This window comes from Roseofilum capinflatum BLCC-M114 (assembly GCF_030068505.1).
Lineage (GTDB): Bacteria > Cyanobacteriota > Cyanobacteriia > Cyanobacteriales > Desertifilaceae > Roseofilum > Roseofilum capinflatum.
The window spans coordinates 1-26,450 of record NZ_JAQOSO010000001.1 but is presented as its reverse complement, the minus strand read 5'-3'; the positions used below and the strand labels follow the sequence as shown (position 1 = coordinate 26,450).

Below are 26,450 nucleotides of genomic sequence, written 5' to 3'. Positions count from 1 at the left end.
TATTAACAGCCAAACCCATGTCTCAAGACTTTTTCCTCTCTCCTGACGATGCCAAAACCTTTGGCGATATCAACTTCATGCGTAAAAAGCAACGGATCAAGCACACCTATCCCAAAGGTAAGCGGCCCAGTGATCTGATCGAAGCGTCTTCTCTGGAAATGCAAATCCGCTCTGAAGGTCAGGGATTCCCTTCTGTGCCTGCGGTTTCTGAGCCTCAAGTTCCCAGTCAACCTTCACAGGCAACCCCTGCTCGTCGTCCGTCCAACACCAGCAGTAATAGTGGGGGTCTAGATTTCCTGAAAATGGCTAAGGGAATGAAGAAGAAATAAGGGTCGGGTCATCGGCCTCAACATTTGCACATCTGTCTAAATACTGAATCCTCGATCGCTCTTCACCTGATCTCAGATGAAGAGCTTTTTATGTCCTTGAACGAGAAAGTATCAAGTTTTGTTAAGCTATAGAGAAGTCCTATCTCAATGAAGCCAACTATGGATCTATCTACGATGCAAGAAAAAGTCACCCTTCTGGAAGGCAAACGGGAGAGTTTGGTACAGTTACTCGAACAACCGAACCTTGGCAGTCTAAGGCTAGATGTGAATCAAGCTTTAGAAGAAATGGATGACCTGATTGAGGAATTTAAGCAAACGTTTCCTCCTTCATCGAGCGATCGCCCCTAATCTAAGTCCATACCCCACTTCGTTACAATAGATAACGAGTCTAATGATTCACGACCTTTAGCTGTTTTAAGATACAGACCTTATGACTTCTAGCGTTCTGGTAGAAAAGATAAAACTCGATCGCCCCCCACTCGATATCCATACTCTAGGCGATCGCGTCCTGCGGACGAATGCCAAACGGATCTCCAAAGTTGATGAGAGTATCCGTCAACTGGCTAAAGAAATGTTGCAAACCATGTATAGTTCCGATGGCATCGGCTTGGCAGCACCGCAAGTGGCGATCGCTAAACAAATGGTGGTGATCGACTGCGATCCGGAAGAACCAGCCAACGTTCCCTTAATCCTGATTAACCCCACCATTAAATCCTACGGTCGTGAACTCTGTACCTATCAAGAAGGATGCCTGAGTGTTCCAGGGGTGTACATGGATGTGCAGCGACCGGACGCGATCCAAGTGAGCTACAAAGATGAGTATGGCCGACCCAAAACCTTAAAAGCCGATGGTCTTCTCTCCCGTGCCATTCAGCATGAACTGGATCATCTCCAGGGAGTAATGTTTGTTGACCGCATAGAAAATGCGATCGCCCTGAATGAAGAATTGCAAAAATTTGGCTTTTCTATCCAAGACGTTAAACCTTACTCCTAGAAATTAATACCCCCATGGCTTTAACTCCCAAAAGTGGCTTACTCTTAGCCTTGTGCTGCATTGCGGCGATCGCCGCCACCGGCTGCATTTTTGAACTCTCTTCTGGCACACCTGACCTAGGAGTGGCAACCACTAGCACGATCCTGGCTATCAGTATCCCGGTTACCGGCTGGTCTTTTTTTGCCGCCGTCCAAGATGCCAACAGTAACAATCAATAATTGATAATTTTCATTATTAATTATGACTGGGACTGAGCCTCAAGGATTCTTAAAACCGATTCGGGGGTTAGGCAAAACCAAGTCTAATCCCCCCTATCCCCTATGGGGAACAGAAGAGATTGTCATCGGGCGCGATCCCAGTTGCCAAATTGCCTTAGATGCTCACCGACATACCATTGTCTCCCGCAAACATGCGGTGATTCGCTGTTCTCCAATGAACGGCGAATGGGAAGTTTGTGACCTAGAGAGCGCCAACGGAACCTATGTGAACCAAACCCTGTTAAGGGGATGTCAGCGCTTAAACCATGGCGATCGCCTCATGTTGGGCATGAAAGGGCCAGAATTTGAAGTAGAACTGCGCTCTGGACATATTGCCGCGACTCCGACTTTGATCTCTAGCTCTAGTGCTTCTCCACCCGTCGCTACCCAGTCCGTTACCCTCACCCAACTGTTTCCCATCTTCTCCACCGGACAAGAATTAACCCGTAAAGCCTATCTAATCCCTGCTAGTTTAACCGCCCTGGTTGCGGTGCTGCTGTTTTTCCTCCGAGTCCCCGAACTGTTTAATCTGGTTCTAGGGGGCTATTTAGCGGCGATCGCCTATACCTATATTTATCAGCTCTGCGGCAAACATAAACCCTGGTGGCTGCTCCTCGGATCGGCTCTCTGGACGCTCCTGCTCGCCATTCCCCTCGTCAAACTACTGGCTCCCCTCTTTTACCAAGGTTTGGCAGGATGGGCAACCGGAGACCAATTTATACCCACCTTAGCCCGTCAAACCCTAGGCACAGGACTCTTAGAAGAGCTGATCAAAGCTGTACCTATCTTCCTGGTTCTCTTGTGGGGTAGATTCCGTTTTATCTCAGCTCGTCAAACTTGGGGCGTGCGAGAACCCCTCGATGGCATTTTAATCGGTACAGCCTCGGCTGTGGGATTTACCTTAATTGAAACCCTAGGCTTGTATGTGCCCTCGCAAATTCAAAGCATTGCCGCCATTTCTGGAGGCGATATGGGACAACTGGCGGGACTACAGTTATTAATCCCTCGCATTTTAGGATCGGTGTCTGGACATTTAGCCTATAGCGGCTACTTCGGCTACTTTATCGGCCTGAGCGTGCTGAAACAAAAGCAACGATGGCAAATTCTGGCCGTGGGTTATAGCACTGCTGCCTTACTACACGGACTCTGGAATACCACGGGAACTTTTGTGGCCTCCCAAGTGTCTCTATTCGCTGGGTTGATCTCTCTAGCGGCCATTGGCATCTTATCCTATGCCTTCTTAGCTGCGGCGATTTTGAAAGCTCGGGCCCTGTCTCCGACGCGATCGCAAAACTTTGCGACTCGAATTAAATAGGCGCTCCCATGACCTAAACTCGATCGCGATAGGCGATCGCATACCGGGCAACAGCTAGGGTTAACCGCGCCTTTTCTAGTTCCGAACAGGATTCCCAATCTAGGCTACTGGCTCTTTGCACCACCCGATCTAAAGCTGTTTTTTCTTCTCCTCCCCGCATGGCATAGGCAAAGGGACGAGCTAAAACCAAAAGATCCTCTACATCCCACTGGGGTAAGCTTTCTTGGACGCAGTGAATCAGCCGATCGGCGATCGAAGCCGAAGAAGCGGTTAATTGTTCTGCTTTAGCTGCAATAGTCGCCAGAACCTCTTGGGGAACCATCTGACTAAACTGGGCTTCTAATTGAGCGTTTAAGTCAGTGACCGCTACTGGCTTGGCTGATTCCCATAACCGATCTAAGTTGTGATAAAATTGGTTACATCCTTCATCCAAATAATCAACTAAGTCAGGGGCGTGAGTTTCCATAGAATTCTCTATTTCCGAGAAATAAGGCTCTGCCTCTAAAGTTAAGGGATTCCACGGATAAAGTCGTTCCTGATTCAAGAAAAGGGTTTCCAGCAGCTCTCTATCTAGGGGAGAACCCGGAGAGGGTACATCTGAATTCATGATTAATTGATCCGTCATAATACTTAAGCAATTCGGCACTTGCATCTCAATAGCACAAGTAACTACAACGGAGCCATTTCCTGTTCCGTAACCAGCGCCTTAAAATTATTCTGGCCCCACAGAAAAAGTGGGTTTTGACATTTTCTCTTGCCTGTTATTTACCATAACGGATCGCTCTCCAGATTGACTGTGATTTCATCCGCTCCGGCGGGAACCCCACTAATACAAGCACAAAGGGTGGAACCTCCGACGATTTCCACTTCGCAAGCATGGCAAGACCCCATTAAACACCCGGTGGGGATGGTCACCCCGGCCCGTCGAGCCACTTCTAACAAGGGTTCGCCCACTTCAGCTTTAACTGTCACCTCATCGGGCAAAAATCGAACGGCGATCGCCTGACTCATCCTCGTCTCCTCCACTGCAAACCCGATCCTTAATCACTAACTGAATGACATCTTAAATTAGACAAGGGTGCGAACATTCAAGTGTTCCGCTACCTGATCGCTAAGAATATCTAAAACCAATTCTCGCTGTTCCCGATAATTGGGAACCCCTGTAGGCAATGCTAACAAACCTCGCTGCTTACGCAACCGATTCAACCACATCCGTCGCCAGGGGCCATTATCAAAAATGCCATGTAAATAGGTTCCCCAAACCGCTTGGTTATGGGTTACCATCCCCAATTGAGCATCATCAAACAAACAATGGTACTCTCCACCAGAAATGGAACTGGTGCGTCCTTGATGAATTTCAAACCCAGTGATGGGTAAACTGTCTTGGGGATAGCGAGAGGTGACCGATCGCTGGCGGGCCACTTTTTTCCCTAAAATCACTGTTTGAATGGGCAACAAATCTAAACCCGGATAGCGTCCCTCTTCCCCTTCTAGACCTTCCGGATCGGCAATCATTTTACCCAACATTTGGAACCCGCCACAAATGCCCAACAGGGTTCCACCACTGGCGGCATAATCCTTTAACTCCTGAGCCATGCCACTTTTTTGCAACACCATCAAATCGGCGATCGTGGTTTTAGAACCGGGAATAATCACCGCATCTGGATATCCCAAGGACTCATGGGGGCTAATATACTTAACCTTCACACTCGCTTCTGAATCCAGGGGATCGAAATCGGTAAAATTGGCAATATGGGGTAAGCGCAGCACGGCGATGTTCAGATCCACTGAACCTTTAGAGCTACCCCCATCCCGTTCAAGTAAACTGAGGGAATCTTCTGCGGGAAAGGCCATATCGAGCCAGGGAATCACCCCTAAAACGGGAATCCCGGTATAGTTTTCTAACCATTCAATGCCTGATTGCAAGAGGGAACGCTGACCGCGAAACTTATTAATCACAATGCCTTTAATTAAGTTGCGCTCTTCCGGTTCGAGTAACTCTAAGGTTCCCACCACATGGGCAAATGCTCCGCCGCGATCGATATCCACCACCAAAACCGTCGAGGCATTTAAGTGTTTAGCCACCCGCATATTGGTTAAATCTCGATGTTTGAGGTTGATTTCTGCCGGACTGCCTGCTCCTTCGCAAACGACCAAATCAAACTCATAGGATAACTGCTCTAGGGATTGGGTAATCGCTTTCCATCCCCGGTCAAAATAGTCTTTGTAGTAATTTTCGGCACTCACTTGCCCCACTGCTTCTCCGAGCAAAATCACTTGGGAGGTCATGTTCCCTTGGGGCTTGAGTAGGATGGGATTCATGGCCACTTGGGGAGGAACGCCAGCGGCCCAAGCTTGTACGGCTTGGGCATAGCCAATTTCTCCCCCAGTGGGGGTGACATAGGCGTTTAAGGCCATATTTTGTCCCTTGAAGGGGGTTAAGTGCCAACCTTGGCGGGCTAAAATCCGACACAAGGCTGTACATAAGAGGGATTTTCCTGCGTGGGAGGTGGTTCCCACTACCATAATTGCTTTCATAGGAGCTTGAGTTGAATGCGGGGTGAGGGATAGTTATCGCAGAAACCAGGGAATGAGTTGATGAAAACGGTTATAGAGACGATCGCCGATGGAGGGAGTCGGAAGGGTTCCGGTTTGCTGTTCCCAATGTTCAATCAGTTGACGACCTAGTGGGGTGAGGCGAAAGCGATCGGTAATCCCTTGTCCGTCTACTTCCCGGCGCAAAATACCCACCTGAATTAACCAGAGGAGGGCATCTTCAGCCGCGATTTCCGTCAGGGGGGTGTGGGTATAATGGGCTGTAAATCCGGCTTGAGAGGCGATCGCCGCCAAGGGAATGCTGCGGCTTTTCAAGTCGATAAACAATTGCAGTTGAAACGGAGAACACCGCAGAGCGAGATCGGCTCGCGTCCAGGTGAGGCGATCGGGTTGAGAAAGGGGAGAAGAGTGAACCGAGGACATATTGACAAAAGTAACAAAGGGTTGAGAGGGAAGGAAAAGTAGATACTTACGCTCACTTTTTCTAATCTAACACGGGGCTTGAGGAGATTGTTGAGGAAATTAGATTAGAGGCGATCGCCTCTAATCTATGTCAAAACTCGCAGCAAGCTATTGTAAAATTACAAAAGTAGTTCTTAACAGTTAACCCCAAAACACTCTCTATGTCTTTATCCGTCGGCACAACCGCCCCAGCATTTACCGCCAAAGATACCAACGGTAATTCGGTTTCCCTCTCTGATTTTTCCGGCAAAACCGTAGTTCTCTATTTCTATCCCAAGGATGATACTCCCGGATGTACCAAAGAAGCGAACAGCTTTAAGGAAGCCTATGGGGAATATCAAGGCAAAGAAATTGTTGTCTTAGGGGTGAGCATGGATGATGAAGCCTCTCACCAGAAGTTTACCGAAAAATATGGCTTAAACTTTCCCCTCTTGGCCGATACCGATGGCGCACTGACCAAAGCTTATGATGTGGAAGGCGGCGGTTATTCCAAGCGCGTGACTTATGTAATTGATGGTTCGGGAAAAATCATCAAAGTCTACGAAGGCGCTAACCTAAATACGGCCACCCATGCCCAAGATATTTTAGCTGAACTCGGTCTTTAATTGACTGCTTGCAGAAGATAAATCCAGTAGGGTCGTGACCGCACTAAAGTAGGGCATTAGTGTAGGGTGGGTTAGGCGGCTAAAACCTAGACTCTGACAGCAATCTCTCAATCCGCCGTAACCCACCATTTTAGGCATTAGGGTGCCCTGCGCTGTCGCTAACGCACCCTACCTATTTCTGGATTGTGTAGCGTTTACCCATTACCCATTACCCATGACCAGCGCGTAGCGCTATACAAATATGCAGTTTATCGATCAAGTTGAAGTACAAGTAAAAGCTGGAGACGGTGGCGATGGCCTAGTGGCCTTCCGTCGGGAAAAGTATGTGCCTGCGGGAGGGCCATCCGGTGGTAATGGGGGTAAAGGGGGATCGGTGATTGTTAGAGCAACAGAGCGATTACAAACCTTATTAGATTTTCGCTACAAACATTTATTTCGAGCTGACAATGGTAAGCGCGGTGGCCCCAATAACCGCACGGGAGCCAATGGCGCAGATCTATTTCTAGAAGTTCCCTGTGGAACCGTAATTACCAACGCCGAAACCGGTGAATGGGTGGGGGATTTAGTAGATAATGAACAAACTTTAGTGATTGCCCAAGGGGGAAAAGGAGGCTTAGGCAATCAGCATTTCTTGAGTAATCGCAATCGGGCCCCGGATTATGCGCTTCCAGGTTTAGAGGGTGAGGAAGGACGGTTTCGGTTTGAGTTGAAACTGTTAGCGGATGTGGGGATTATTGGTTTACCCAATGCGGGCAAATCTACCTTTATTTCGGTGGTTTCTGCCGCGCAACCGAAAATTGCTAATTATCCGTTTACGACTTTAATCCCCAATTTAGGAGTCGTGCGGAAACCGACGGGGGATGGCACGGTATTTGCCGATATTCCAGGGTTAATTGAAGGCGCTGCTGAAGGGATTGGCTTGGGTCATGATTTCCTGCGACATATTGAACGGACGCGGGTCTTATTGCACCTGATTGATGCTACAGAAGCGGATATTTTTGCGGTCTATAATACGATTCAACAGGAGTTAGTGGCCTATGGCAGAGGGTTGGAAAACCGCCCCCAGGTGATTGGGTTAAATAAGATGGATGCAGTGGATCAAAGTGAGGATTGGCAGGCGATCGCCCATTCCCTAGAAGAATACACAGGGTTTCCCGTGTTTCTTTTGTCGGCTGCTACTCAAACCGGTATTCAAGAAATCTTGCAAACTATTTGGCAAATCCTAGACGAGCCACTTCAATCCTTGACAAACAGCATACAGTCTTAACGGATTACCCATAGCCTATTGCCTGTACTTGCGATCGCGCTCTTGAGGAATCGGCCGACGACGGGGGCGCGGTTCCGAGCGCATCGACTGGCGACGTAGGGTTTGGCTGACCTCTAAGAAAACATCGCGACGCAGATAAGGGTAATCACTCACCCACAAGTTAATCTGAGGAAGATAAACATCCGAAATGCGATTAATCCGGCTTAAGTCCGGTTGATTCGACATCACCACCATTTCCGCAATCATACCCACATCAATCGCCCGGTATTGGCGACGGATAGGCACTTGAAAGCGCGTTTCAAAGCCCGTTTCGTCTCCTAATTCCAGATTTAAACGCCGTTCCCGGTTTTCAACAATGACTAAATCACCACTATTGTTAACCGTTTCTTCCGTATTAATTAATTCATCCGTGACAAATACATCTAAGACTTTGCCGCGCCAGAATCCGCTATAGGGAAACTTGCGGTACTTCGCATTCCGGCGACTCGCCCAGAAAATCGGCCCCCATAACCAATAGGTTCCGATGGTAATTCCAATCAAAAATAAGAGTAACTCAAAACTCTCCCCCAAGGCAGTCAGCCGGCCAAAGAAGATCACCAGAGCGCCCAAAACTGAGGCCAGTAACCGTCTGAGGAGGTCGGAAAATTGTCCCCAACAATATTTGTATTGATTCCCCGTCCCAATTAGAGGAATCAGTTGTTCAAACCGGCTGCGATTTAAGGGAATAAGCATAGGGTCTCAAGCTTGTCGAGTTACCAGAGTTTTCCCTATCTTGCCACATTCTTGGGTATTCTCACTGCACGGCGATCGGATTCTGATCTATGATAATCCCAAGTATCAGGGAGTAAAGTTGGCAATGGGATCGAGTCGAGAGAATGAGTCTTCAGGCTCCCAACGGGATGTTTACCGCCAGATTGCTGAAGCTATCCGGGTTTTGAAGCGTAACGATCAAATGCTCCATAACTTAATGTTGATGGAGTTCTGGTCAATTGTCCGTACCATGGACGAACTCAATTCTGGATTCTGGTCTCGGTATATGAAAAACCATCAACAGGTTTCCCAGCAACGCCTTAAACAATGGCAAGCTGAAAAGGAAGCCGCCCAAACACAACGTTCTGCCTCTTTTTCTCGGCCGTCTTCCCCCTTTGAATCAGCAGAAGAAGCCAAACAAGTACAACAAAAAATGTCCGAGCGTATTGCTTTATTTTCTGATATCATTGGAGATGAAATTTCTCCAACACGACGGTCAAGCCGTGAATCTTATGAAGACAATAGTTAAATAAGTGTGAGTCAAAATAAAAATCCTATGATTGAAGAATTTAATGTTGAGAAATTAGCAAACTTGAGCGACGAAGAGCGAGCTAATTGGCAATTTATTGATGTTCGTGAGCCACAAGAACTGGATATGGCGAAGATTGAAGGCTTTGAAGTCTTATCCTTAAGTCAGTTTCGGGAATGGTCAGAGTCCATCCATGCTCGGTTTGACAAGGATAAGCCAACTGTGGTTATGTGCCATCATGGGATGCGATCGCAGCAAATGTGCCAATGGCTCATGGATCAGGGATTTACCGACCTCAAAAACCTATCCGGTGGCATTGATGCCTATTCCCGTTTAGTCGATCGTTCCATTCCCCGATATTAAGTCAATTAAAAATTAAATATAATTCAAAATCCCAGAAGATAAAAAGTGCTAAAGTTCAAGGAGATTGTTCTGTCCACTCACAGAAAGTCCCGATTTATAAAACCTGTCCTATCGGTAATTAGAAAGTGACAATGGACTTTAAGTTTCAATTTGCCATTATCAGTGACTTGCATATTGCCCTGCCCCATACCATTTGGGATCATCCCAAACGCTTTCATCTAGTAGAACTGAGTATTCCTGCTTTAGAATTAGCCCTCGATCATCTCAGTCAATTGGATCTCGATTTTCTTCTCTTACCAGGGGACTTAACCCAACATGGGGAACCAGAGAATCATCAATGGTTAAAAGAGCGTCTTTTCCAATTGCCCTATCCAGTTTATGTCATTCCAGGAAACCATGATATTCCCACCCAGTGGGGAAACGAAACCTCAATTAGTCGCGCTAAGTTTCCCACCTATTATCATCAATTTGGCTATCGTCAGTATCGGCAAACTGATTATACTTGTGAACTCTTACCTGGTGTACGTCTGATTGCGTTAGACTCTAACGAATTCGATCAAGAGGGTCAACAATTAGGCTATGGTTATCTCAATGAATCCCAATTTCAATGGTTAGAGGAACTCTTAACAACCACAACTGAACCGTTACGTTTGGTCATGATTCATCATAATGTAATTGAACATTTACCCGATCAACGCAATCATTGTTTAGGTCAACGGTATATGTTAAAAAATAGCCCGCGTTTAATTCATTTGTTACAGGAATCAGGCATTCATTTAATGTTCACCGGGCATTTGCATGTTCAAGATATTACTCAACAGGATGATTTATACGAAATTACTACCGGATCTTTAGTTAGTTATCCCCATGCATATCGCACTTTAAAAATTGAGTCGTCAGCAGGGGGAAAAACTAGAGTTGAGATTAATTCTCATCAGATTAATACCCTTCCGGGTTGGGACAATTTAGGAGAATTTTCACGGGAGTGGATGGGAGAGCGATCGCACCCTTTTATGATGCGTCTGTTAACTGGAGATCCTTGCAACTTAACGGAAGAGGAAGCCCAGCAATGGGTTAGTTCCTTACGCTATTTTTGGGCAGATATCGCCCAAGGCGATACCCAGTTTAACTTTCCCCATTTTCCCGAACATCTGCGAACCTACTTTGAAAGCTTTAGCGCCCATCCAGATTTAGGGGATAATCACAGGGTAATCGAATTTTGACTGCGTTGGCGTAGGGATTCGCTAGATTGTGAGCAAAGAGTTGCTTCGCTGCTTCGCTTCCGGCAGTGGTGTCATACGGCTGCTGGCGATCGATACAGCGCTTCGCGCTAGGCAAAAGGCAAGAGGCAAAAGTCTTGTTGAAAAAGGTTTTGAGCGTTCAACCCTGTATTCCATAACAGAGCAAAGTGCTGTATGTGGATGGGTTTTACAAGTTCAATAAAAAGTTTCAATCCCTAATAGGGATTTAAGAGGTTTTCAACGCATCAGACTCCATGCCCAATCATCTCCTAGGGGGCGGCTAATGGGTTTCAATCCCTAATAGGGATTTAAGAGGTTTTCAACGTGAGCTAAAAGCGGCCTTAGATCGGGTGGCGATCGCTTGTGTTTCAATCCCTAATAGGGATTTAAGAGGTTTTCAACGTGGAAGCGGTAGCGGCGATCGCTCTCCACAATCCAGTTCTCGTTTCAATCCCTAATAGGGATTTAAGAGGTTTTCAACTGCTGCCTTCTGAGACCCTTGCTCTATTTAGTTTTCAAGGTACATTTCCGACGCACACCCCTAATCTTAGCAGAGGGCGACTGAAAAAACAACCCCAAATCGCTGAAACCCTTGCCCTGTAAGGGCCGACGCGGCTTCAAGAAATCAAATCGCTAGAACCCAGACTAGATAAGGGATAGAGCCATTCGATCGCTAAACCCATTTTCCACACCCCTCCAGCGTCGGAAAACTGGCCTCGAATGCCTACTGAATCGATTGCAGAGATCTAGGTCACAGTCTACTGTGATTAACATCATATTGACAAATATGGCAAGAATTCGTTACATTAGTTTACAAGAAACAAAACAAAAGTTCACACATAGGAGAACAACATGGTTAACTTAGTCATTCTTTCCTTACTCTTCATCGCTGGTTGGGTCGCTGCTTCTGTAATCGGAACTCAAGCCTACTTCATGGGAGAACAAACCAAATCTATCCACGAACGCAACTGGGACTCTGATGGCTTCAACAGCATCGCTAAATCCGTAACCGGTCAAGAAACCGACTACACCAACCGCGTCCCTGGATACAGCTTGGATAGTTATGGCAGCAACAGCCTTGCCAGCTAGTCATCTCGGTAGCGTGAGTACCCTTCCTTCCCGTACTCACCTCAAACTCCCTCACGCTAATTCCTTGTCTGGTGTTAGCGTTTTTCTATCTCTAACTCTTATTAAAAACTGCTGTTACAGCGCTTCGCGCGGTAATGGGTAATGAATGGGTAATAGGTGTTCTTAAAATTCCCTTTAATTCACCAAACTCCCATAAGCAGCATCATTGCTCTGTTTAACTACCTCATCATAAAGCTGCTCCACCTGAGAAATATTATGATTCAGGGTATAACGCTCTAGTACCCGTTGCCGTGCTTTTTGTCCCAGCATGACACTTAATTCGGGATGGTCTCGGAACAAAGGCAGCAAGGTTTGTAACTCCGTGGTGACCCGATTGGCATTTAAGATTACCCCGGCTCCCTTTTCCAACACTTCACCATCTGCGCCCACATCCGTTGCCATGCAAGCGGTTCCGCAGGCCATGGACTCCAAAAGAGACAAGGATAACCCCTCTACAAAAGAAGGTAAAATAAATACATCTGTTCCTCGTAAAATTTCGATGCGGCGCTGCTCATCGGCAATAAAGCCCAACCAAATCACCCCCTGTTCTCGGCCATAGGAGGCTTGTAGGGCACTTTTCAGGGGGCCAGTGCCGACGATCGCCAATTTGCACCCCAACCCCAAATCTGCCATCTTCCAAGCCTTCAGCAACGACTCCACATTTTTCTCGATCGCAATCCGTCCCTGATACAAAAACAACCGCTCCGCCTGCAAATCCTGCTTAATCAAAGACGGGCCGGGGGAATATTTGAGCGCATCCACCCCATTAGGAATCACCACCACCTTCGCTTCCGGAACCCCCAGTTTAATCAAAATCTCGCGCTGAATCTGGGAAAAGACGATGGTTTTATCATAATTAGCCAAACAAGGAGCATAGAGCTGATAGGTCAGTTGTTGAGTTCCCGAAGAAAAATTGCGTAACTTGCGGTCAAAGGCCGGATGAAAGGTGGCCACCAAAGGTAAATCCAAATCTTGGCAAATTTCCGGCAGCAGAAAATCTAGGGGAGACAGGGTTAAGGACGCATGAACCAGATCCGGTTGCAGAGAATGGAGCGATCGCGCTAAAACCTTAGACGAACTCAACGTGGGAATCGTGTAAATCGTCGATTTATACAAACAGGGAATCGGCACTTCTGGACAATCCGGCCATCCTTCCGGGGAAGCTTGATCGCCATTAGATAACAATTCTGCCCCCCCATCCTCCGAGGCAAAATGAAAAAAGCTCACCTGATGGCCGCGATCGAGCAACGCATTAGTCACCTCACGGGAATAAGTGACATTACCACAGAACGGAGATTTTTTACCAAGCCAAGCGATATGCATTCAATTGCCAAGAAAGGGAATATTATCGTCTTTCGTGTTCTCAAGAGGGAGTATCGATCCGCCGAACCCCCCTTAAAAAAGCGGGGCTGTAAAAGTCCCCCTCTTTCCAAGGGATTTAGGGGGATCGAGATGCACCGCATAGCAGAGCAAACTGGTGTATAGCGTTTTTATTTGAGACGTACACTTGGAATGCCCTCTCCCTAAATCCCTCTCCCAAGGGGGAGAGGGACTTCTGCTCCCCTTCTCCTCTGGGAGAAGCACCGCCCTGAGCGGAGCCGAAGGGGGGTTGGGGGATGAGGGCAACCTTTCATAACTCATTTAAAAATGCCGCATTCCGCCAACGATGCCCAGCATTATCGGGTAGGAGACGATCGCCCTGTATCCCGATCTCCTGTACGGGAAATATACCAGGTTGAGACTCCCCCTGCGAAGACCACAGCCCCTAAACCCAGTAAAACCGATTGAATTCCTAGCCATGCTTCCGCCACACTCACCAAAGCCAGAGGGAAACTCAAGGCAATATTAATCGCATTATTTTGCAAGCCGAACACCTTGCCTCGCATGGCTTCCGGCGTTTGGGATTGGATCGTAGTTTGCATGGGAATACCAATAAACGCAGCCGATGCACCCAACAACCCAATCCAAAATAGAGACCATCCCAAAGATTGAACCGTAAACGACAAACCCAACAGCGATCCCCCCATCCCCATCGATCCGATCAGACTCAATTGGGCATTAGAAGCCCAACGATGGCCAAATTCTCCCACCACCGCCGCACTAATGCCCAGACCTACACCACCCATAGCCAATAAAAAGCCAAATTGGGACGGTTCCAAATTGGGAATAATTTCCGCAATTCGCACCGCTAACACGGCTAAAGCGGCAAAAATACAGGAGAGAATAATCAGTTGTAAAATCGCATTCCGCACCCGATGGCGATCGCCCAAAAACTGCAATCCATCCCGCAGATCCTGCAAAACATGGGGATGTTCGTGGTCTGGGGGATAGGTATTTTCTTTTGTATTCACCACCAATAAAATCACCCCTGCCAGCAGATAACCCCCTCCCACCAGGACTTCTTTACCCAGGTCACTATTGCCCAAAATCGGGCTAATCAGGTGGCTGGCCAGGTCTAGAAGCGGGTCTCCGAGAGCAAATCCCAAAATAATCGAGGCCATCATCGTCGAAGTGTAGAGAGAATTGGCCGGCAACAGCAGATTGCGCTTGACAATTAGGGGGATAATAGATTGTTCAGCCGGAGCAAAGAATTGGGTTAGGGTAGAAACCGCGAAGGTAATGGCGAGGAGCAAGGCAAACCCTAGGGGAATATCGATCGCCAAATCAATTCCTGTAGACAGATTCAGAAACAGGGGAATCGTGAGGACAAAGGCTCCCCGGAGCAGGTTAGTGAGAACCAAGACCGATTTTTTCGGCCAGCGATCCACAAATACCCCCGCCAAGGAGCCAAACAGCACCGCCGGAATGGTAAAGGCAATCATGATCGCCGATACCCAACCGCTAATGGTTTGTCCCTGGTGTTCAAAGCGGCTGCTAATAATGGCAATCATTAACACCAGATAGACTTTATCGGCTAACTGGGAAAACACTTGACCGCTCCACAGGGTGAGGAAATTGCGGTTCTTTAGCACTGCACCCAGACTCGGAGAGGAGGGCGCAGGGTTGGAAGTCGGGGTTTTAGGAGTTGTTTCTACATCAGTTTGGGATAAGGACATAGGTAATGGGGAATGGGGAATAGGGAATGGGGAATAGGGAATGGGGAATAGGGAATGGGGAATAGGCAAGAGGTTATTCTCCCCATCCCCCTCGCCCTGAGCGAAGTCGAAGGGCATCTCCCCTACAGAGAGAGCAAAGCGCTGTATCTTCAGGGGGGGTTTGGCAAGTTGGCTAGGCAGGGTTCTAGGAGGGTTGCGGCTCGGATCGGGCGATCGAAATGGTATTGGGCATAGGCACGTAGGAGGTGTTCTAGGGAGGGCCAGAAGTTGTCCGTTCCTTGTTCTAGTTTAGGGAGTTCTGGCCCCGCTAGATGCTGGAGTGTCCATAATTGGCTGGCGTTAAGGGAAAAGGCTTGGGGTTGGGGGGATTTTCTGGGTGAGTTTTGTATCTGATAGCTGGCTCCAGATTCCTGCATCTGAAAGGCTTGTGGCGATTTTTCCGGGCTGACAATGCCACCGGAAGCCAGGTTAAATTGGATTTGCCACTGGGGATCTTGGAAATTTGGCGCGATCGCCTTTCCCGTTCTACAACAATTTTGCACTTGGGGCGCAATTCCCGCCAGAGCCAGCAGGTGAAAGATACCTTGGATCAGATGGGGTAAAGTGAGGCTCAGATCGCTGGTTTCCAGGCGATCGAGATGGAGCAGCAGCAAGTCGTAGAGGTCAGTTTGGGGGCGATCGCTCAAGGCTTGGCAGAGGACTAACTCAGCTAAATATTGACTGGCTGTGAGTTTAAGTAAATGCTGACTTAAACCCGGATAAGATTGAATCGTTTGCGCTTGAATAATTTTATCAAGCGATCGCCCCTTCACCACCAACAACTCATTCACCACAAACAACCCACTGCGCCCCCCCAAACTCGACTTCGCTTTTCGCGCTCCAGGGGCGATCGCCCGAATCAGTCCAAATTCGGCCGTTAAAACCGTTAACAGGCGATCGGATTCTCCCATAGGCATCCCCTTCAAATTAATACCCGTCGCCTTATACGTTTGGCTCATAATATCAATTAAAAATTAGAAATTAAAAATTAAAAATGGGTTGGTGGGCTGTTGTTCACTCTCCCCATCCCCCCATCTCCCCATCTCCCTATCCCCCATTACCCATTACCATCTCCCGCTCCTCTATGAGCATCATCCCCCGCGAAGTCCCCAACCGGGTTGCTCCAGCCTCAATTAAGGCATAAGCTTGCTCTAAATTGCGAATCCCACCAGCAGCCTTAATTCCCACATTCCCCCGGCTCACAGACTTCAACAGCTTCACATCCTCCACCGTTGCCCCCCCTTGCCAACCCGTACTCGTTTTCAAGAACGCCACCCCCGCATCCAAACACAGTTCAGCCGCTAATCGTTTTTCCGCATCCGTCAACACCGTCATTTCCAAAATCGCCTTCACCGTTTGCCCCGTTTCCTCACAAATTTGGGCCATTTCCCGATGCACCTCTTCCGTTTTTCCCGCCTTCAGTAAGCCAATATTCATCACCACATCTAACTCTACAGCTCCATGTTCCACCGCTTCCTGCGCTTCATAGAGCTTCACCCCTGGAGTCGTTGCACCCGTCGGAAAGCCAATCACCGTACAGACTTTCGTCGATTTTCCCTGCAAAATATCCGCCGTTTGCCGCACATAAACCGGAGGCACGCAAACCGTAGGAAACCTCATCGCCATAGCCTGTTCGCACCATTGTTGCACCTGCTCCGGTGTTGCGGTGGGGTGCAACAGAGAATGTTCGATATAGTCAGCAATATCAATATCTGAATAGTCTGAATAGTCTAAAGCCATAATCCCTAGTGAGCCTTGATTTGGGTTATCCTCTATTTTTCCGGATCGAGGGGACACAAGGCAACCGGATGGGGATGGGGAGATGGAGAGATACAGCATTTTGTTCTGTTATATCAAGTCCGGTTTCCGCAAGCGGACATGAAAATTGGAAAAGAGAAGCGGGCAAGATGCCCGCACTCCTCGAATTCTTTGATATGACTGGAGTGGGAGCATCTTGCTCCCTGGATTTTTAATTAGGGTATTTCCGCTTCGCGGACATGAATAAGCGAACTTGATATAAAGCGCGAATGGAGCGGAGTGGAACGAAGCAATCTCAGCAATATCGCGAGATTTGGCGATTGCTTCCCGGAGGTCGCAATGACAACTGTTTAACCAGATATGATATTACCCATTACCTATTACTCATGACAAGGAAGGGAAATCACAAATTCTGTGCCTTGTCCCAATTCTGAAGAACAGGTAATTGTGCCACCATGTTTTTCTTTGATAATCTCACAGGCGATCGCCATCCCCAAACCCGTTCCTTTCCCCACTTTTTTTGTTGTAAATCCCTGCTCAAATATCTTTTCTTTCACCGATTCTGGTATTCCCATCCCATTATCCATAATTTTAATCCTTACATTCTTTTTGTCTTCACTGATTTCTGTAAAAATAGTAATACAATTATGGTTTTCTTCCAGTTCTTCAAACGTTTTTGATTGACTCTTTTCATCGAGAGTGTCGATCGCATTGGCCAATATATTCATAAAAACTTGATTGATCTGACCCGGATAGCATTTGATTTCTGGAAGATCGCCATAATTTTTGACGACTTCAATAGCAGGGCGGTTATCATTGGCTTTGAGGCGATATTTTAAGATTAGTAAGGTACTCTCAAGTCCTTCATGCAAATTGAACTCAGTTTTGACCTCTGTATCACTACGGGAAAAGGTTCGCAAAGAGGTACTAATATTAGCAATTCGTTTCAATCCTTTTTGCATGGAGGCAATATTTTTAGGAACATCCTCCAGCAAAAAATCGAGATCTACCTCTTGAATCGTTTCTGCCAGTTGAGGACTCGGTTCATGACATTCTTGGCGATAGCCTTTGAGAACCTCCGTCAGATCGAGAAAACATTCTTCCAGCATGGAGAGATTGCCACCAATAAACCCCAAGGGATTATTAATTTCATGAGCAACCCCAGCGACAAGATTCCCCAAGGTGGCCATTTTTTCCTGTTGAACCAATTGCATGTGCGACGATCGCAGTTCCTCCAGCGCTCGGCTTAAATCAGCCGTGCGACGCTGGACTTGTTCCTCTAGTTGTGCCATGAAGTTTCGCAACTGTAAATGGGTTTTCACCCGCGCCAGCATTTCCACTTCGCGAAAGGGTTTGGTAATGTAATCAACCGCTCCAAGGGCAAATCCTTTGCGAATACTCTCATCATCGGATAGGGCGGTCAGAAAAATGATGGGAATACTGGCTGTATCGGGGTTTTCCTTGATTTTTCGACAGGTTTCAAAACCATCGATACCCGGCATCTGAATGTCGAGGAGAATCAGATCGGGTATATAGTTTTGTAGGCGCTTGAGGGCACGCTCGCCACTGGTAACCGTCGCCACAATATAGCCCACAGGAGATAAGACATCGGCGACTACACGCAAATTTGCGGGTGTATCGTCAATAGCTAAAATTTCGGCTTTATTGTCCATGAGACTCTCCTTCGCTCAGATGTTGTTGTAGGATACCTTCAATTTCCTCCGTTGCAAATTGGTTGGCCAGATCGAGTAAGGGTTGCGTAAAAGGAATATAGGTTGAATCTTGCCGAGCCAGTTCTTCTAAGGACTCAGATAAATCTTTAACCCGATCTTGTTGGGCCAAATCCAATAGGGTGGTGAGGATAGAAGGTGCTGGCAGAACCATAGGCATTGGAGTTGATTTCGAGAGCGTCTGGCTATCCCCTGGGTGTTCATAAATCCATTGCAACTCTAAGCATTCGGAGATGGCTGCTAACAGCTCTCGTGCATCGATGGGTTTGCTGATGAAGTAATCCCCACCGACATCGATCGCTTGATATCGATCCATTTGGGTGACGGATGCGGAAGAGACAATCACTTTGTGATGCTGCAATTCCTGGGAACTCCGGATCTGGTTAAGGAACTCAAAACCATCCATCACCGGCATAACGAGGTCAGTGACGACTAAATCGGGTTTGTCTTCCCGCAGTTTTTCTAAGCCTTCGCGACCGTTTTTGGCTTCGAGGGTCTTAAAGCCCAAGGGGGCAAGTAAATTTGAGACAACGGCGCGGTTTTCCCAGTGATCGTCCACGATCAGAACGGTACGCCGATCGCCCTCGCGGTCACTGAGCGGAGTCGAAGTGCGGTCACTGAGCGGAGTCGAAGTGCGGTCACTGAGCGGAGTCGAAGTGTAGCCAATAATGCGATCGCTCCCTTGCAAACCCATCTGTTGTGCCACCCAATCGGTCGCGAGGGGCAAACTAACGGAGAAGGAAAATGTGCTTCCTTGACCTAATTGGCTGGTGACTTCAATTTGGCTGCCCATTAATCCGACAATTTGCTGGGAAATTGCCAGTCCTAACCCAGTTCCTTCCGATTGTTTGCGGCGATCGCCCACTTGTTCAAAGGCTTGAAAGAGTTTGCCCAAATCGGCTGTGGCAATGCCAACTCCTGTATCAATGACTTGGAAAAACAGGGTGACAGTAGTTTCGGACTCGTCTACCACATCGATTTGTAGCTTCACAGAACCGCGATCCCCCCTAACCCCCCTTTCTAAGGGGGGAACCGGATCGGTAAACTTAATGGCATTGCCCAACAGGTTAATTAACACCTGTCGCAGCCGCTTTTCATCAGTTTTCACTCCGTCAGGCAGGCGAGAGGTGGGCTGATAAATGAAGTCAATCCCTTTTTGCTCGGCTTTAATTCTGCACATTTCCACCACACTTTGCAGGAGGGAGGGCAAATGAACAGCAGTGGGATTCAACTCCAGTTTGCGAGCTTCGATTTTGGAGAGATCCAAGACATCATTAATCAACGTCACCAAATGAGAGCCGCATTGGTAAATGGTATTCACTCCCTTGCCGTCTGCTTCTGAGAGCGTTTTAGAGCGTCCTAAAATTTGGGCGTAGCCGAGAATGCCGTTGAGGGGAGTTCTCAATTCGTGGCTCATGTTGGCTAAAAATTCGCTTTTGGCTTGGTTGGCGTTGTCGGCAGCTTCTTTAGCGACTTCTAATTCTAAGGTGCGATCGCGCACTTTTTCTTCTAGGGTATCGATCGCCGATCGCAACTGTGCAGTCATGGTATTAAAAGCACGAGCCAATTGGCCGATTTCATTGGCTGATTCCAGGTCTGCACGGGCACTTAAATTACCGTCAGCGATTTGTTTGGCGGTCTCGGTCAAGCGTTGAATGGGAGAAGCAATCACATTGGCCATGCCAAATCCTACGGCAATAGCAGCAACTGTTGTCCCCAAAGCCAGCAGGAGGTTATGGCGGGTTTGAATATCGATGGGTTGCAGAAAAACGGATTTCGGACGCAAATAAGCGATCTTCCAAGGTTGGATGTGGCTGAGTTGGATCGCGCCTGCATATTCTATTTGCTGCTGTTGAGAAAGAATGGTATTGAAGTAGGGGCGATCGGGGTTAAAATTAGCGGCAAGTTGGTCAAAATCCCTCAGTTGAGTGGCGTTATCCTCCGTAAGGTCAGCAGGCAAGCGATAAATAGCCTGTAACTCCTCAATGGTTTCCGGTTCGGGAGGTGCGAGAAATTGAAACAAAACCTCTTGGGGCAGATTGCCATCATCTCGATAGCCTTGGGCCAAGCGCAAATTATACTCGTCGAGCAGAATGGGAAAGGACAAGAAACCGGCTAAATTATTACTTTCGAGGATGAGATATTGGAGTTTAGCGGCGCTATACTGACTGCGTAGTACGCCCACAACTTCTCCCGTTTGGCGATCGCGGATGGATTGGCTGAAATATAAATAGGGCTTGCCGTCAGAAAACTCCACCTGGGATACAAAAGGCTCTCCCGTTTCTAGGGCAATTTGGAAATAATCGCGATCAGACTCATCTTGTCCCATCTGAGGGCTATAGGTATCCAGGATATTCTTGCCATTGGTATCCAGCAGAGCCGAGGAAACTAAAAAAACCTTATCTTTAGCCAGCAAGCTATTGAGTGTACCCCGTGCCTGCTCTTCAACTTCAGCAAAAGAGCTGGGGGTAGCTTGCAGATAGGCGACCAGGGGGTCTTGTTGCGCTTCAGTAACAATCACCGTTAAATTGACGCGAATAAAAGCATCAAGGGTGGTAGCTGTTTGGGATGCGGCGGCATCAAGGGATTGATTGGCCGATTCAATCAAGGCTGTCCGAGTCGTGTAGTAATTCCACCAAGCGAAACTCACTAGGGGAGTCAGGGCAATGAAGCAAAATACGCCTAAGAGTTGATGGCGCAAGCTGTAATGATTAAAGAAACGCTCAATTCGTGAGCCAATATTCCCAGGGGTAGCTTTCATGGTCTTGTGTTAAAGAGTTTCTGTTGCTCTGGCGGCGGCTTCTGCCATATGATTCAATGTGGTTTTGATACTCTGTTGGTCTGTCATCAGTTTGCCCAGCTCTACAGGGAAGCGATCAAAACCCAACTCAACCCAATTGGGATGGTGGGGTTCCGTTCCCATGCGATTTTCAATGGCATCAAGGGTGACATCAAAATAATTGGTAACTTCGGGATTGTCTCCAAACCCAACTCGCAATCGAGGATCGCTGTAGGTACTGCGGCGAACGCTATTGGTTTTAGCCATAATCGCCGTGCGGGTGAGAATATCGGCACTGGTGAGCCATTGCAAAAATACCCAGGCTGCATCTTTATTTTTGCTGTAACGAGACAGGGCCAAACTGCTGCCCCCTTGATTGCTAATTCCTGGAACTTCTCCAAAGCTGCATTCACTCTTTGGACGCAGGAGAATTTCTTGGGGACAAGGAGCAACGGCTACTCTTCCAGAAATTTGGGAGCCAGGTGAACCTTCAAACCAGGGAAACCTTTCTCCCCAAGAGATAAACAGGGCGGCGCGACCTTGGCGAAAAGCTTCTGCTTCCCCATCCCAGTCCCAGGTTATGGCTTCGGGGGGAGCGTATTGCCGTTGAGCCAGCATATATTCTAGGGCGGCGATCGCGCGATCGTCATTAATGGCTGGCTCTCCATTAGCATCATAAGTCGATCCACCATGTGCCCACAACCAAGCCGTCATATTACAAAACAAGCTGTAATGCTCTAGCTTCCACTGGCCGACTGTTCCATAGACTTGCGGGGCTTTGGCTTGGGTAATTGCTTGCATCGTTCCCAAGTAGTCTGCCATGGTTGTCGGCACAGATAACCCCCATTCCTCCAGAATATCTGGGCGATAAAACATGATAAATATGGGGATATCGTAGGGGATGGCGGCCAACTGTCCTTGATAAGAGGAAACATGGGCAACTAAAGAGGGGAAAAAATCCTCAAAGTTGTAGTTGGGATATCGCAGGTTGCTGTTTTCCAGCAGTTCTTTGGGATTGACCCCAACTTCAAGAAAGCGACCAATCCAAGCCTGATCCCAATACATGATGTCATAGGTTCCGGCTTCTCTGGCGATGTCTTGTTCAATTCGCCCTAAAACGCGATGGAGGGGGAGTAGATCCCATTTCACGTCGATTCCGGTTAGGGGAGTGAATTCGGTTTGCGTTAATTGGCGAGCGACTCTCACACCCGGTACATCTTCTATCACCAATCGTAGAGTCGTGCCGGAAAAGGTGTTTCCGACATCTTTAAAAAAGTGATAGGCATCGGTTCCCACAACACTGGCGGATTGGGAACCGCGAGTGGCTTCCAGGGATAATTGAGCGGAAGAGGATGGGGATAAATGGCGACAGGCATTCAATGCAGATGTGGCACTCCATCCCAGTGCGGCTGAAGTTCCCCACCGCAGTATTTCTCGTCTTTTCATGGTTGAATTCTCTTGATCGAGAGGTAGTCAAACGGTTATTCTCTGTAAAAGAATTTGCTGGCTATTGAGATCATTTTAGCCTGTGTCAAACCGTTAACTCGACAAACGTTACCCTCACTGATATTTTCCTTCACTGCTATGATCCTGGCGATCCCCCCTAATCTGAACTTCTTATATAGCTAGTCTAAATGAATTGTGCAACAGGAAATGCCCTCTCCCTATATCCCTCTCCCAAGGGGGTAGGGGGATGAGGGGCAGCCATTACATCACTCATTTAGGTTTGCTATATGACATAAGTTTTTAATCTTGAATGACAGCGCTTGGCTCTTCAGTTTCCACACTACCCCAAGGTAATTTACACAAAATGCGACTGGTTTGTGCGGACGCTTCAGGGGAGGGAACTTGGAGTAACTCTAGGCTGCCGTTCATCAGTTCTAAGAGCAGTTGATTGGCCATGAGGGTGAGTCCTGGGGAGGGTGAACCATTCCAATCTAATTCTGGGGAAGGGGGAGTGTTGAGTAGATCAATGGGTTCTTGCCAGCAGTCGGGGGAGCGTTGGTCTTCGAGATAGAGATAAACTTGTTGGGTTTCGGGAACAGCGTCGGCATGAAGGTGAATAGAGCCTTCGCTCATGTGGGATATGGCACTATCAACTAAACTGGTTAAGACTTGTCTAAGGCGACGTAAATCGGCTTGGACGTAAATTTCGGGGTCAGGCATGACAATATCCAGGTGTAAATTGCGATTGGCTGCCTGTAAATAGGTTAAATCATAGATGTCTTGAAAGACTTCGGTTAAGGGAATGGTTTCGATTTCCATGACATCGGTTCCTTGCTCGGTTTTGGAAATGATCACCATTTCATCAATGAGCTTAATTAATTTGAGGGCAGAATCATGAGCTTTGGCGATAAATTCTCGTTCTTCTTCTGGGGAGTCACAGAGGTCATTGAGAATCAGTTGATGCATTCCGATCAGGCCGTTGAGGGGCGATCGCAGTTCATGGGAAATTCTGCCTAAAAATCCTTGCTTGAACTTGGCCATATCCGTTGCCATGTGATAAGCCAATTTAAGCTGTTGCATGTCATCCGCATCGGATGAGGAAGCAGAATAATTACGGTTCATCTTTGTTTTCCTTGAGCGTTTCCGATTCTTCCACAGGGCCCGACCAGCACTGAGTCCCCCCATCCCCACGATCAGCCCCGATGTAAACTCTAACCAATTCCCCAAAGCCATGGTAGTGCGTGAATCCCCAATTGATGTTGTGTTTATTCTAGTGCCCTGATTGACATCCAATTTTAATTTTTAATTGATCTGAACGGCTCCTTGTCTTAAAATTTCCCAGTCGTTCCCTGTCCAACGGGCAACGGTTGAGGGAATACCACTGGCTGAGGTTTCGGGGTTAAACTCATGGGAGTTCAGGGTTAGCACTTGGGGGAATTGGGCGGCAATTTCGGCTAGGGTTTCTAGGGGAGGATGGCCGGAGCGGTTGGCGCTGGTGGTGGCTAGGGGGCCGGTTTGAGCGAGAAGGGTTTGGGCGATCGCACAATTGGGTATCCTCAAACCAATACTGGTGGGATTTTGCGGGTTCAGTTCTTTAGGTACGGCCGCAGATGCGGGTAAAACGAGAGTGAGCATTCCCGGCCAATATTGGGCGGCTACCTGTTGCCAAATTTGCTCTTCTTCTGGAGTTCCTTGGCAAAAGGGCCAGAGGTCTTCTGGAGCAGCTCCCATCAGGATCAGGGGTTTGTCTAAACTGCGGTTTTTGGCCGCAAAAATTAGGGGGGCGCACTGGGGAAGGGCGGCTAAAGCGGGTACGGTATCCGTGGGGAAGCTCACCAATTGACCGGCTTTGGCTCCCGCAATTACTTCCTGGAGGGAAACTTGGCTCATGGGGACTCGTTCTCTTCTTCCTCGTCGGTTTCTTCCTCGGTTTCACTAGAGGAGGGGGGTAAGATTTGCTCTGGGGTGATTAGGCGATCGTCTTTGATAATGGCGATAATCATTTGGATAGACTCGATTACCCCAGAGGTTTCTACAAATTGTTGATGCTCGGTGACCGAGTTGGCTAATCTGGTGAGAATTTTACTAAAGGATTTATCTTTTGCCTGGGCGGTCTGTTCTTCGGTCAGTTTTTGCCCTTTTTCGGCGGCTTCTAAAATCGGTAAAAGGGGTGTGGCTTCTTGGATGGCTTGCCCGCGATTAATCAGTAAATCGATCAGGGTCACCACATCTCTAGCCGCTTTTTGTAGGGGTAATTCTTCCTCTATAGCGGCGCTAGATGAGTCTATGGCAGGCCCAGAGGCTCCAGGGGCAAAAAGAACATTTTCTAGGGATAACCCATCGGGAAAGCCCTCTATTTGCCCTTCTTGCCACAATTCGATCGCCTTGTCTAAGGCTCTTTGGCGGTTGCCTTCGGTGTTGCGACGACCTTCTACGGCGATTAGGGTTCCTTTTTGGTCTTCGGGGGGAACACTGAGGTCATCGACGATCAGATAATTAACTGTTGCTTTTTTACGACCCATGGAGTTTATAGCAGATGAAAAGCGCTATCCCAGTTTACCGTATGGGTGACAAAGGTGACTTGGGGGGAACAAGGAGGAGGGGCGATCGCCTGGACTGATAAAATGAATCCATCAACCTAATCTTCAGTGTCTGGGATGAATGATTCTGCCGCCTTTTATCTTTATGGTATTTTTCCCTCTCCAGGGCCGCAACACTTAGATGGGGTGGGATTGGATAAACAACCCATTTATGCTCACCAGGTGGATGGTTTTACATTTGTGTACTCGGAGGCCAAGCAAAACCGCTATTTGGCCAGTCGTCGGAATCTGTTGTCCCACGAACGGGTGTTAGAAGAGGCGATGCAAGCGGGATATCGCACGGTTTTACCTCTGCAATTTGGATTAACAGTGGAGAATTGGCAAGAGGTGCAAGCGCTGCTGATTGAGCCGTATCGAGACCAGTTAACGGCGTTATTCCAAAAGCTCAAGGGCCATCGAGAGGTCAGTGTTAAGGTATTGTGGGAGATGGAGAACGAACTACACCAGGTTTTAGAGGAAAATGAGCAATTAAAGGAAAAGCGCGATCGCCTGGAAGGACAACCCTTAGCCATGGATCAGGTGATTGGCATCGGTCAAGCGCTGGAGCAAGCCTTACAGCGTCGCCAGGATGAGATTATTGGCGAATTTCAACAGGTGCTGAATCCTCTGGCGATCGAAGTGATTGAAAATGACACCCTCACCGATGCCATGATTTACAATACTGCCTATCTCATTCCTTGGGATGATGAACCCAAATTCTCACAGCAAGTCGAGCATTTAGATCTCCATTTTGAAGGCCGTTTACGGATTCGATATAATAACTTTACCGCTCCATTCAATTTTGCCAAATTAGAGGATTAATCCCAGGGATTTAAGCATGATTATAAAATTACTCACCCTACCCGTTCTTGGCCCCATTGAAGGGATGCTGTGGATTGGCGAACAAGTCCTAGAACATGCCAATGCCGAGTTAAATGACAAGGAAGATTTGAACAAGCAATTGCTCACCCTTCAGTTAGCCTTTGATATGGGGGACATTTCCGAAGAAGAATTTGAAGAACAAGAAGAAGCACTGTTACTAGCCATTCAGGAGTTAGAAGAAGAGGATAATGAATAATGAACAATTAACAATTAACAATGAATAATTAACAATAGCTAGTCTAAATGAGTTGTGCAATTGGAAATGCCCTCTCCCTATATCCCTCTCCCACTGGGAGAGGGACTTTACCCCCTTCTCCCTTCGACTTCGCTCAGGGCAGCGCCTGCGGGAGAAGGGGGCAGGGGGATGAGGGGCAGCCATTACACA

Annotated in this window: 28 protein-coding genes; 13 read left to right on the top strand and 15 right to left on the bottom strand. The window is 47.8% G+C overall.

From position 1 onward, the window contains the following. Positions 1–17 precede the first annotated feature (17 nt). From PMG25_RS00140 to PMG25_RS00120, 5 genes are all read left to right on the top strand, one after another. A complete protein-coding gene (locus tag PMG25_RS00140) occupies positions 18–329 on the top strand; it encodes a hypothetical protein (RefSeq protein ID WP_283764886.1) in 312 nt (103 codons plus the stop codon). 159 nt (positions 330–488) lie between these two features. Next, the gene (locus PMG25_RS00135) at positions 489–677 is read left to right on the top strand and encodes a hypothetical protein (protein ID WP_283764885.1); all 189 of its coding nucleotides are present in this window, start codon (positions 489–491) and stop codon (positions 675–677) included. A gap of 82 nt (positions 678–759) precedes the next feature. After that, a complete protein-coding gene (def, locus tag PMG25_RS00130) occupies positions 760–1,323 on the top strand; it encodes a peptide deformylase (protein WP_283764884.1) in 564 nt (187 codons plus the stop codon). A 14-nt stretch (positions 1,324–1,337) separates the two neighbouring features. Then, positions 1,338–1,541, top strand: coding sequence for a hypothetical protein (locus PMG25_RS00125; RefSeq protein WP_283764883.1), 204 nt, complete (start codon positions 1,338–1,340; stop codon positions 1,539–1,541). A gap of 22 nt (positions 1,542–1,563) precedes the next feature. Further along, positions 1,564–2,895: a PrsW family glutamic-type intramembrane protease gene (locus PMG25_RS00120; RefSeq protein WP_283764882.1), complete on the top strand. Its 1,332-nt coding sequence runs from the start codon at positions 1,564–1,566 to the stop codon at positions 2,893–2,895. 13 nt (positions 2,896–2,908) lie between these two features. On the opposite strand, the gene PMG25_RS00115 is transcribed toward PMG25_RS00120, so the two are convergent. From PMG25_RS00115 to PMG25_RS00100, 4 genes are all read right to left on the bottom strand, one after another. Next, positions 2,909–3,520 (bottom strand): hypothetical protein, encoded by a 612-nt coding sequence (locus tag PMG25_RS00115; RefSeq protein WP_283764881.1) that lies wholly within the window; start codon positions 3,518–3,520, stop codon positions 2,909–2,911. Between the two features lie 140 nt (positions 3,521–3,660). Further along, on the bottom strand, positions 3,661–3,906 hold the full coding sequence (locus PMG25_RS00110) for a 2Fe-2S iron-sulfur cluster-binding protein (protein WP_283764880.1): 246 nt from the start codon (positions 3,904–3,906) through the stop codon (positions 3,661–3,663). A gap of 57 nt (positions 3,907–3,963) precedes the next feature. Further along, positions 3,964–5,433, bottom strand: coding sequence for a cobyric acid synthase CobQ (cobQ, locus tag PMG25_RS00105; RefSeq protein ID WP_283764879.1), 1,470 nt, complete (start codon positions 5,431–5,433; stop codon positions 3,964–3,966). 33 nt (positions 5,434–5,466) lie between these two features. Continuing rightward, positions 5,467–5,874 (bottom strand): Npun_F0494 family protein, encoded by a 408-nt coding sequence (locus tag PMG25_RS00100; RefSeq protein WP_283764878.1) that lies wholly within the window; start codon positions 5,872–5,874, stop codon positions 5,467–5,469. Positions 5,875–6,074: 200 nt separating this feature from the next. Here PMG25_RS00100 and PMG25_RS00095 point away from each other — a divergent pair, with 200 nt between their 5' ends. After that, positions 6,075–6,518 (top strand): peroxiredoxin, encoded by a 444-nt coding sequence (locus PMG25_RS00095; RefSeq protein ID WP_283764877.1) that lies wholly within the window; start codon positions 6,075–6,077, stop codon positions 6,516–6,518. Positions 6,519–6,759: 241 nt separating this feature from the next. Continuing rightward, entirely contained in the window at positions 6,760–7,785 is a 1,026-nt protein-coding gene (gene obgE / locus PMG25_RS00090; RefSeq protein ID WP_283764876.1) for a GTPase ObgE, read from the top strand. Positions 7,786–7,800: 15 nt separating this feature from the next. On the opposite strand, the gene PMG25_RS00085 is transcribed toward obgE, so the two are convergent. Continuing rightward, entirely contained in the window at positions 7,801–8,517 is a 717-nt protein-coding gene (locus PMG25_RS00085) for a hypothetical protein (protein ID WP_283764875.1), read from the bottom strand. A gap of 40 nt (positions 8,518–8,557) precedes the next feature. Here PMG25_RS00085 and PMG25_RS00080 point away from each other — a divergent pair, with 40 nt between their 5' ends. From PMG25_RS00080 to PMG25_RS00065, 4 genes are all read left to right on the top strand, one after another. Continuing rightward, positions 8,558–9,064, top strand: coding sequence for a hypothetical protein (locus PMG25_RS00080; protein WP_283764874.1), 507 nt, complete (start codon positions 8,558–8,560; stop codon positions 9,062–9,064). A gap of 27 nt (positions 9,065–9,091) precedes the next feature. Beyond that, on the top strand, positions 9,092–9,427 hold the full coding sequence (locus PMG25_RS00075) for a rhodanese-like domain-containing protein (RefSeq protein WP_283764873.1): 336 nt from the start codon (positions 9,092–9,094) through the stop codon (positions 9,425–9,427). Between the two features lie 131 nt (positions 9,428–9,558). Then, on the top strand, positions 9,559–10,650 hold the full coding sequence (locus PMG25_RS00070; protein ID WP_283764872.1) for a metallophosphoesterase family protein: 1,092 nt from the start codon (positions 9,559–9,561) through the stop codon (positions 10,648–10,650). Positions 10,651–11,520: 870 nt separating this feature from the next. Continuing rightward, positions 11,521–11,757, top strand: coding sequence for a photosystem II protein, Psb35-related (locus PMG25_RS00065; RefSeq protein WP_283752418.1), 237 nt, complete (start codon positions 11,521–11,523; stop codon positions 11,755–11,757). 174 nt (positions 11,758–11,931) lie between these two features. On the opposite strand, the gene PMG25_RS00060 is transcribed toward PMG25_RS00065, so the two are convergent. From PMG25_RS00060 to PMG25_RS00015, 10 genes are all read right to left on the bottom strand, one after another. Then, positions 11,932–13,119, bottom strand: a complete 1,188-nt coding sequence (locus PMG25_RS00060; protein WP_283764871.1) for a glycosyltransferase family 4 protein — start codon at positions 13,117–13,119, stop codon at positions 11,932–11,934. Positions 13,120–13,472: 353 nt separating this feature from the next. Beyond that, a complete protein-coding gene (locus PMG25_RS00055; RefSeq protein ID WP_430540943.1) occupies positions 13,473–14,852 on the bottom strand; it encodes an MFS transporter in 1,380 nt (459 codons plus the stop codon). 149 nt (positions 14,853–15,001) lie between these two features. Further along, positions 15,002–15,850, bottom strand: coding sequence for a DNA repair protein RecO (gene recO / locus PMG25_RS00050; protein WP_283764869.1), 849 nt, complete (start codon positions 15,848–15,850; stop codon positions 15,002–15,004). Positions 15,851–15,938: 88 nt separating this feature from the next. Beyond that, positions 15,939–16,631, bottom strand: coding sequence for a deoxyribose-phosphate aldolase (gene deoC / locus PMG25_RS00045; RefSeq protein ID WP_283764868.1), 693 nt, complete (start codon positions 16,629–16,631; stop codon positions 15,939–15,941). Between the two features lie 398 nt (positions 16,632–17,029). Beyond that, a complete protein-coding gene (locus tag PMG25_RS00040; RefSeq protein WP_283764867.1) occupies positions 17,030–18,322 on the bottom strand; it encodes a sensor histidine kinase in 1,293 nt (430 codons plus the stop codon). After that, positions 18,312–21,140: a response regulator gene (locus PMG25_RS00035; protein WP_283764866.1), complete on the bottom strand. Its 2,829-nt coding sequence runs from the start codon at positions 21,138–21,140 to the stop codon at positions 18,312–18,314. Before PMG25_RS00035 ends, PMG25_RS00040 begins: the two co-directional genes overlap by 11 nt. Before the next feature lie 9 nt (positions 21,141–21,149). After that, complete coding sequence (locus tag PMG25_RS00030) at positions 21,150–22,604, bottom strand: ABC transporter substrate-binding protein (protein ID WP_283764865.1); 1,455 nt, start codon at positions 22,602–22,604, stop codon at positions 21,150–21,152. Between the two features lie 300 nt (positions 22,605–22,904). Then, the gene (locus PMG25_RS00025; RefSeq protein WP_283764864.1) at positions 22,905–23,726 is read right to left on the bottom strand and encodes a sensor histidine kinase; all 822 of its coding nucleotides are present in this window, start codon (positions 23,724–23,726) and stop codon (positions 22,905–22,907) included. Positions 23,727–23,906: 180 nt separating this feature from the next. Further along, complete coding sequence (locus PMG25_RS00020) at positions 23,907–24,494, bottom strand: L-threonylcarbamoyladenylate synthase (protein WP_283764863.1); 588 nt, start codon at positions 24,492–24,494, stop codon at positions 23,907–23,909. Then, positions 24,491–25,126 (bottom strand): hypothetical protein, encoded by a 636-nt coding sequence (locus tag PMG25_RS00015; RefSeq protein ID WP_283764862.1) that lies wholly within the window; start codon positions 25,124–25,126, stop codon positions 24,491–24,493. Before PMG25_RS00015 ends, PMG25_RS00020 begins: the two co-directional genes overlap by 4 nt. 135 nt (positions 25,127–25,261) lie before the next feature. On the opposite strand from PMG25_RS00015, the gene gvpF reads away from it, so the two are divergent. Both gvpF and PMG25_RS00005 read left to right on the top strand, forming a co-directional pair. Further along, positions 25,262–26,005 carry a gas vesicle protein GvpF gene (gene gvpF, locus PMG25_RS00010; protein WP_283764861.1) on the top strand — a complete coding sequence of 248 codons (744 nt, stop codon included), beginning with the start codon at positions 25,262–25,264 and terminating at the stop codon, positions 26,003–26,005. Positions 26,006–26,021: 16 nt separating this feature from the next. Further along, on the top strand, positions 26,022–26,261 hold the full coding sequence (locus PMG25_RS00005; RefSeq protein ID WP_283764860.1) for a gas vesicle protein GvpG: 240 nt from the start codon (positions 26,022–26,024) through the stop codon (positions 26,259–26,261). Positions 26,262–26,450 lie beyond the last annotated feature (189 nt).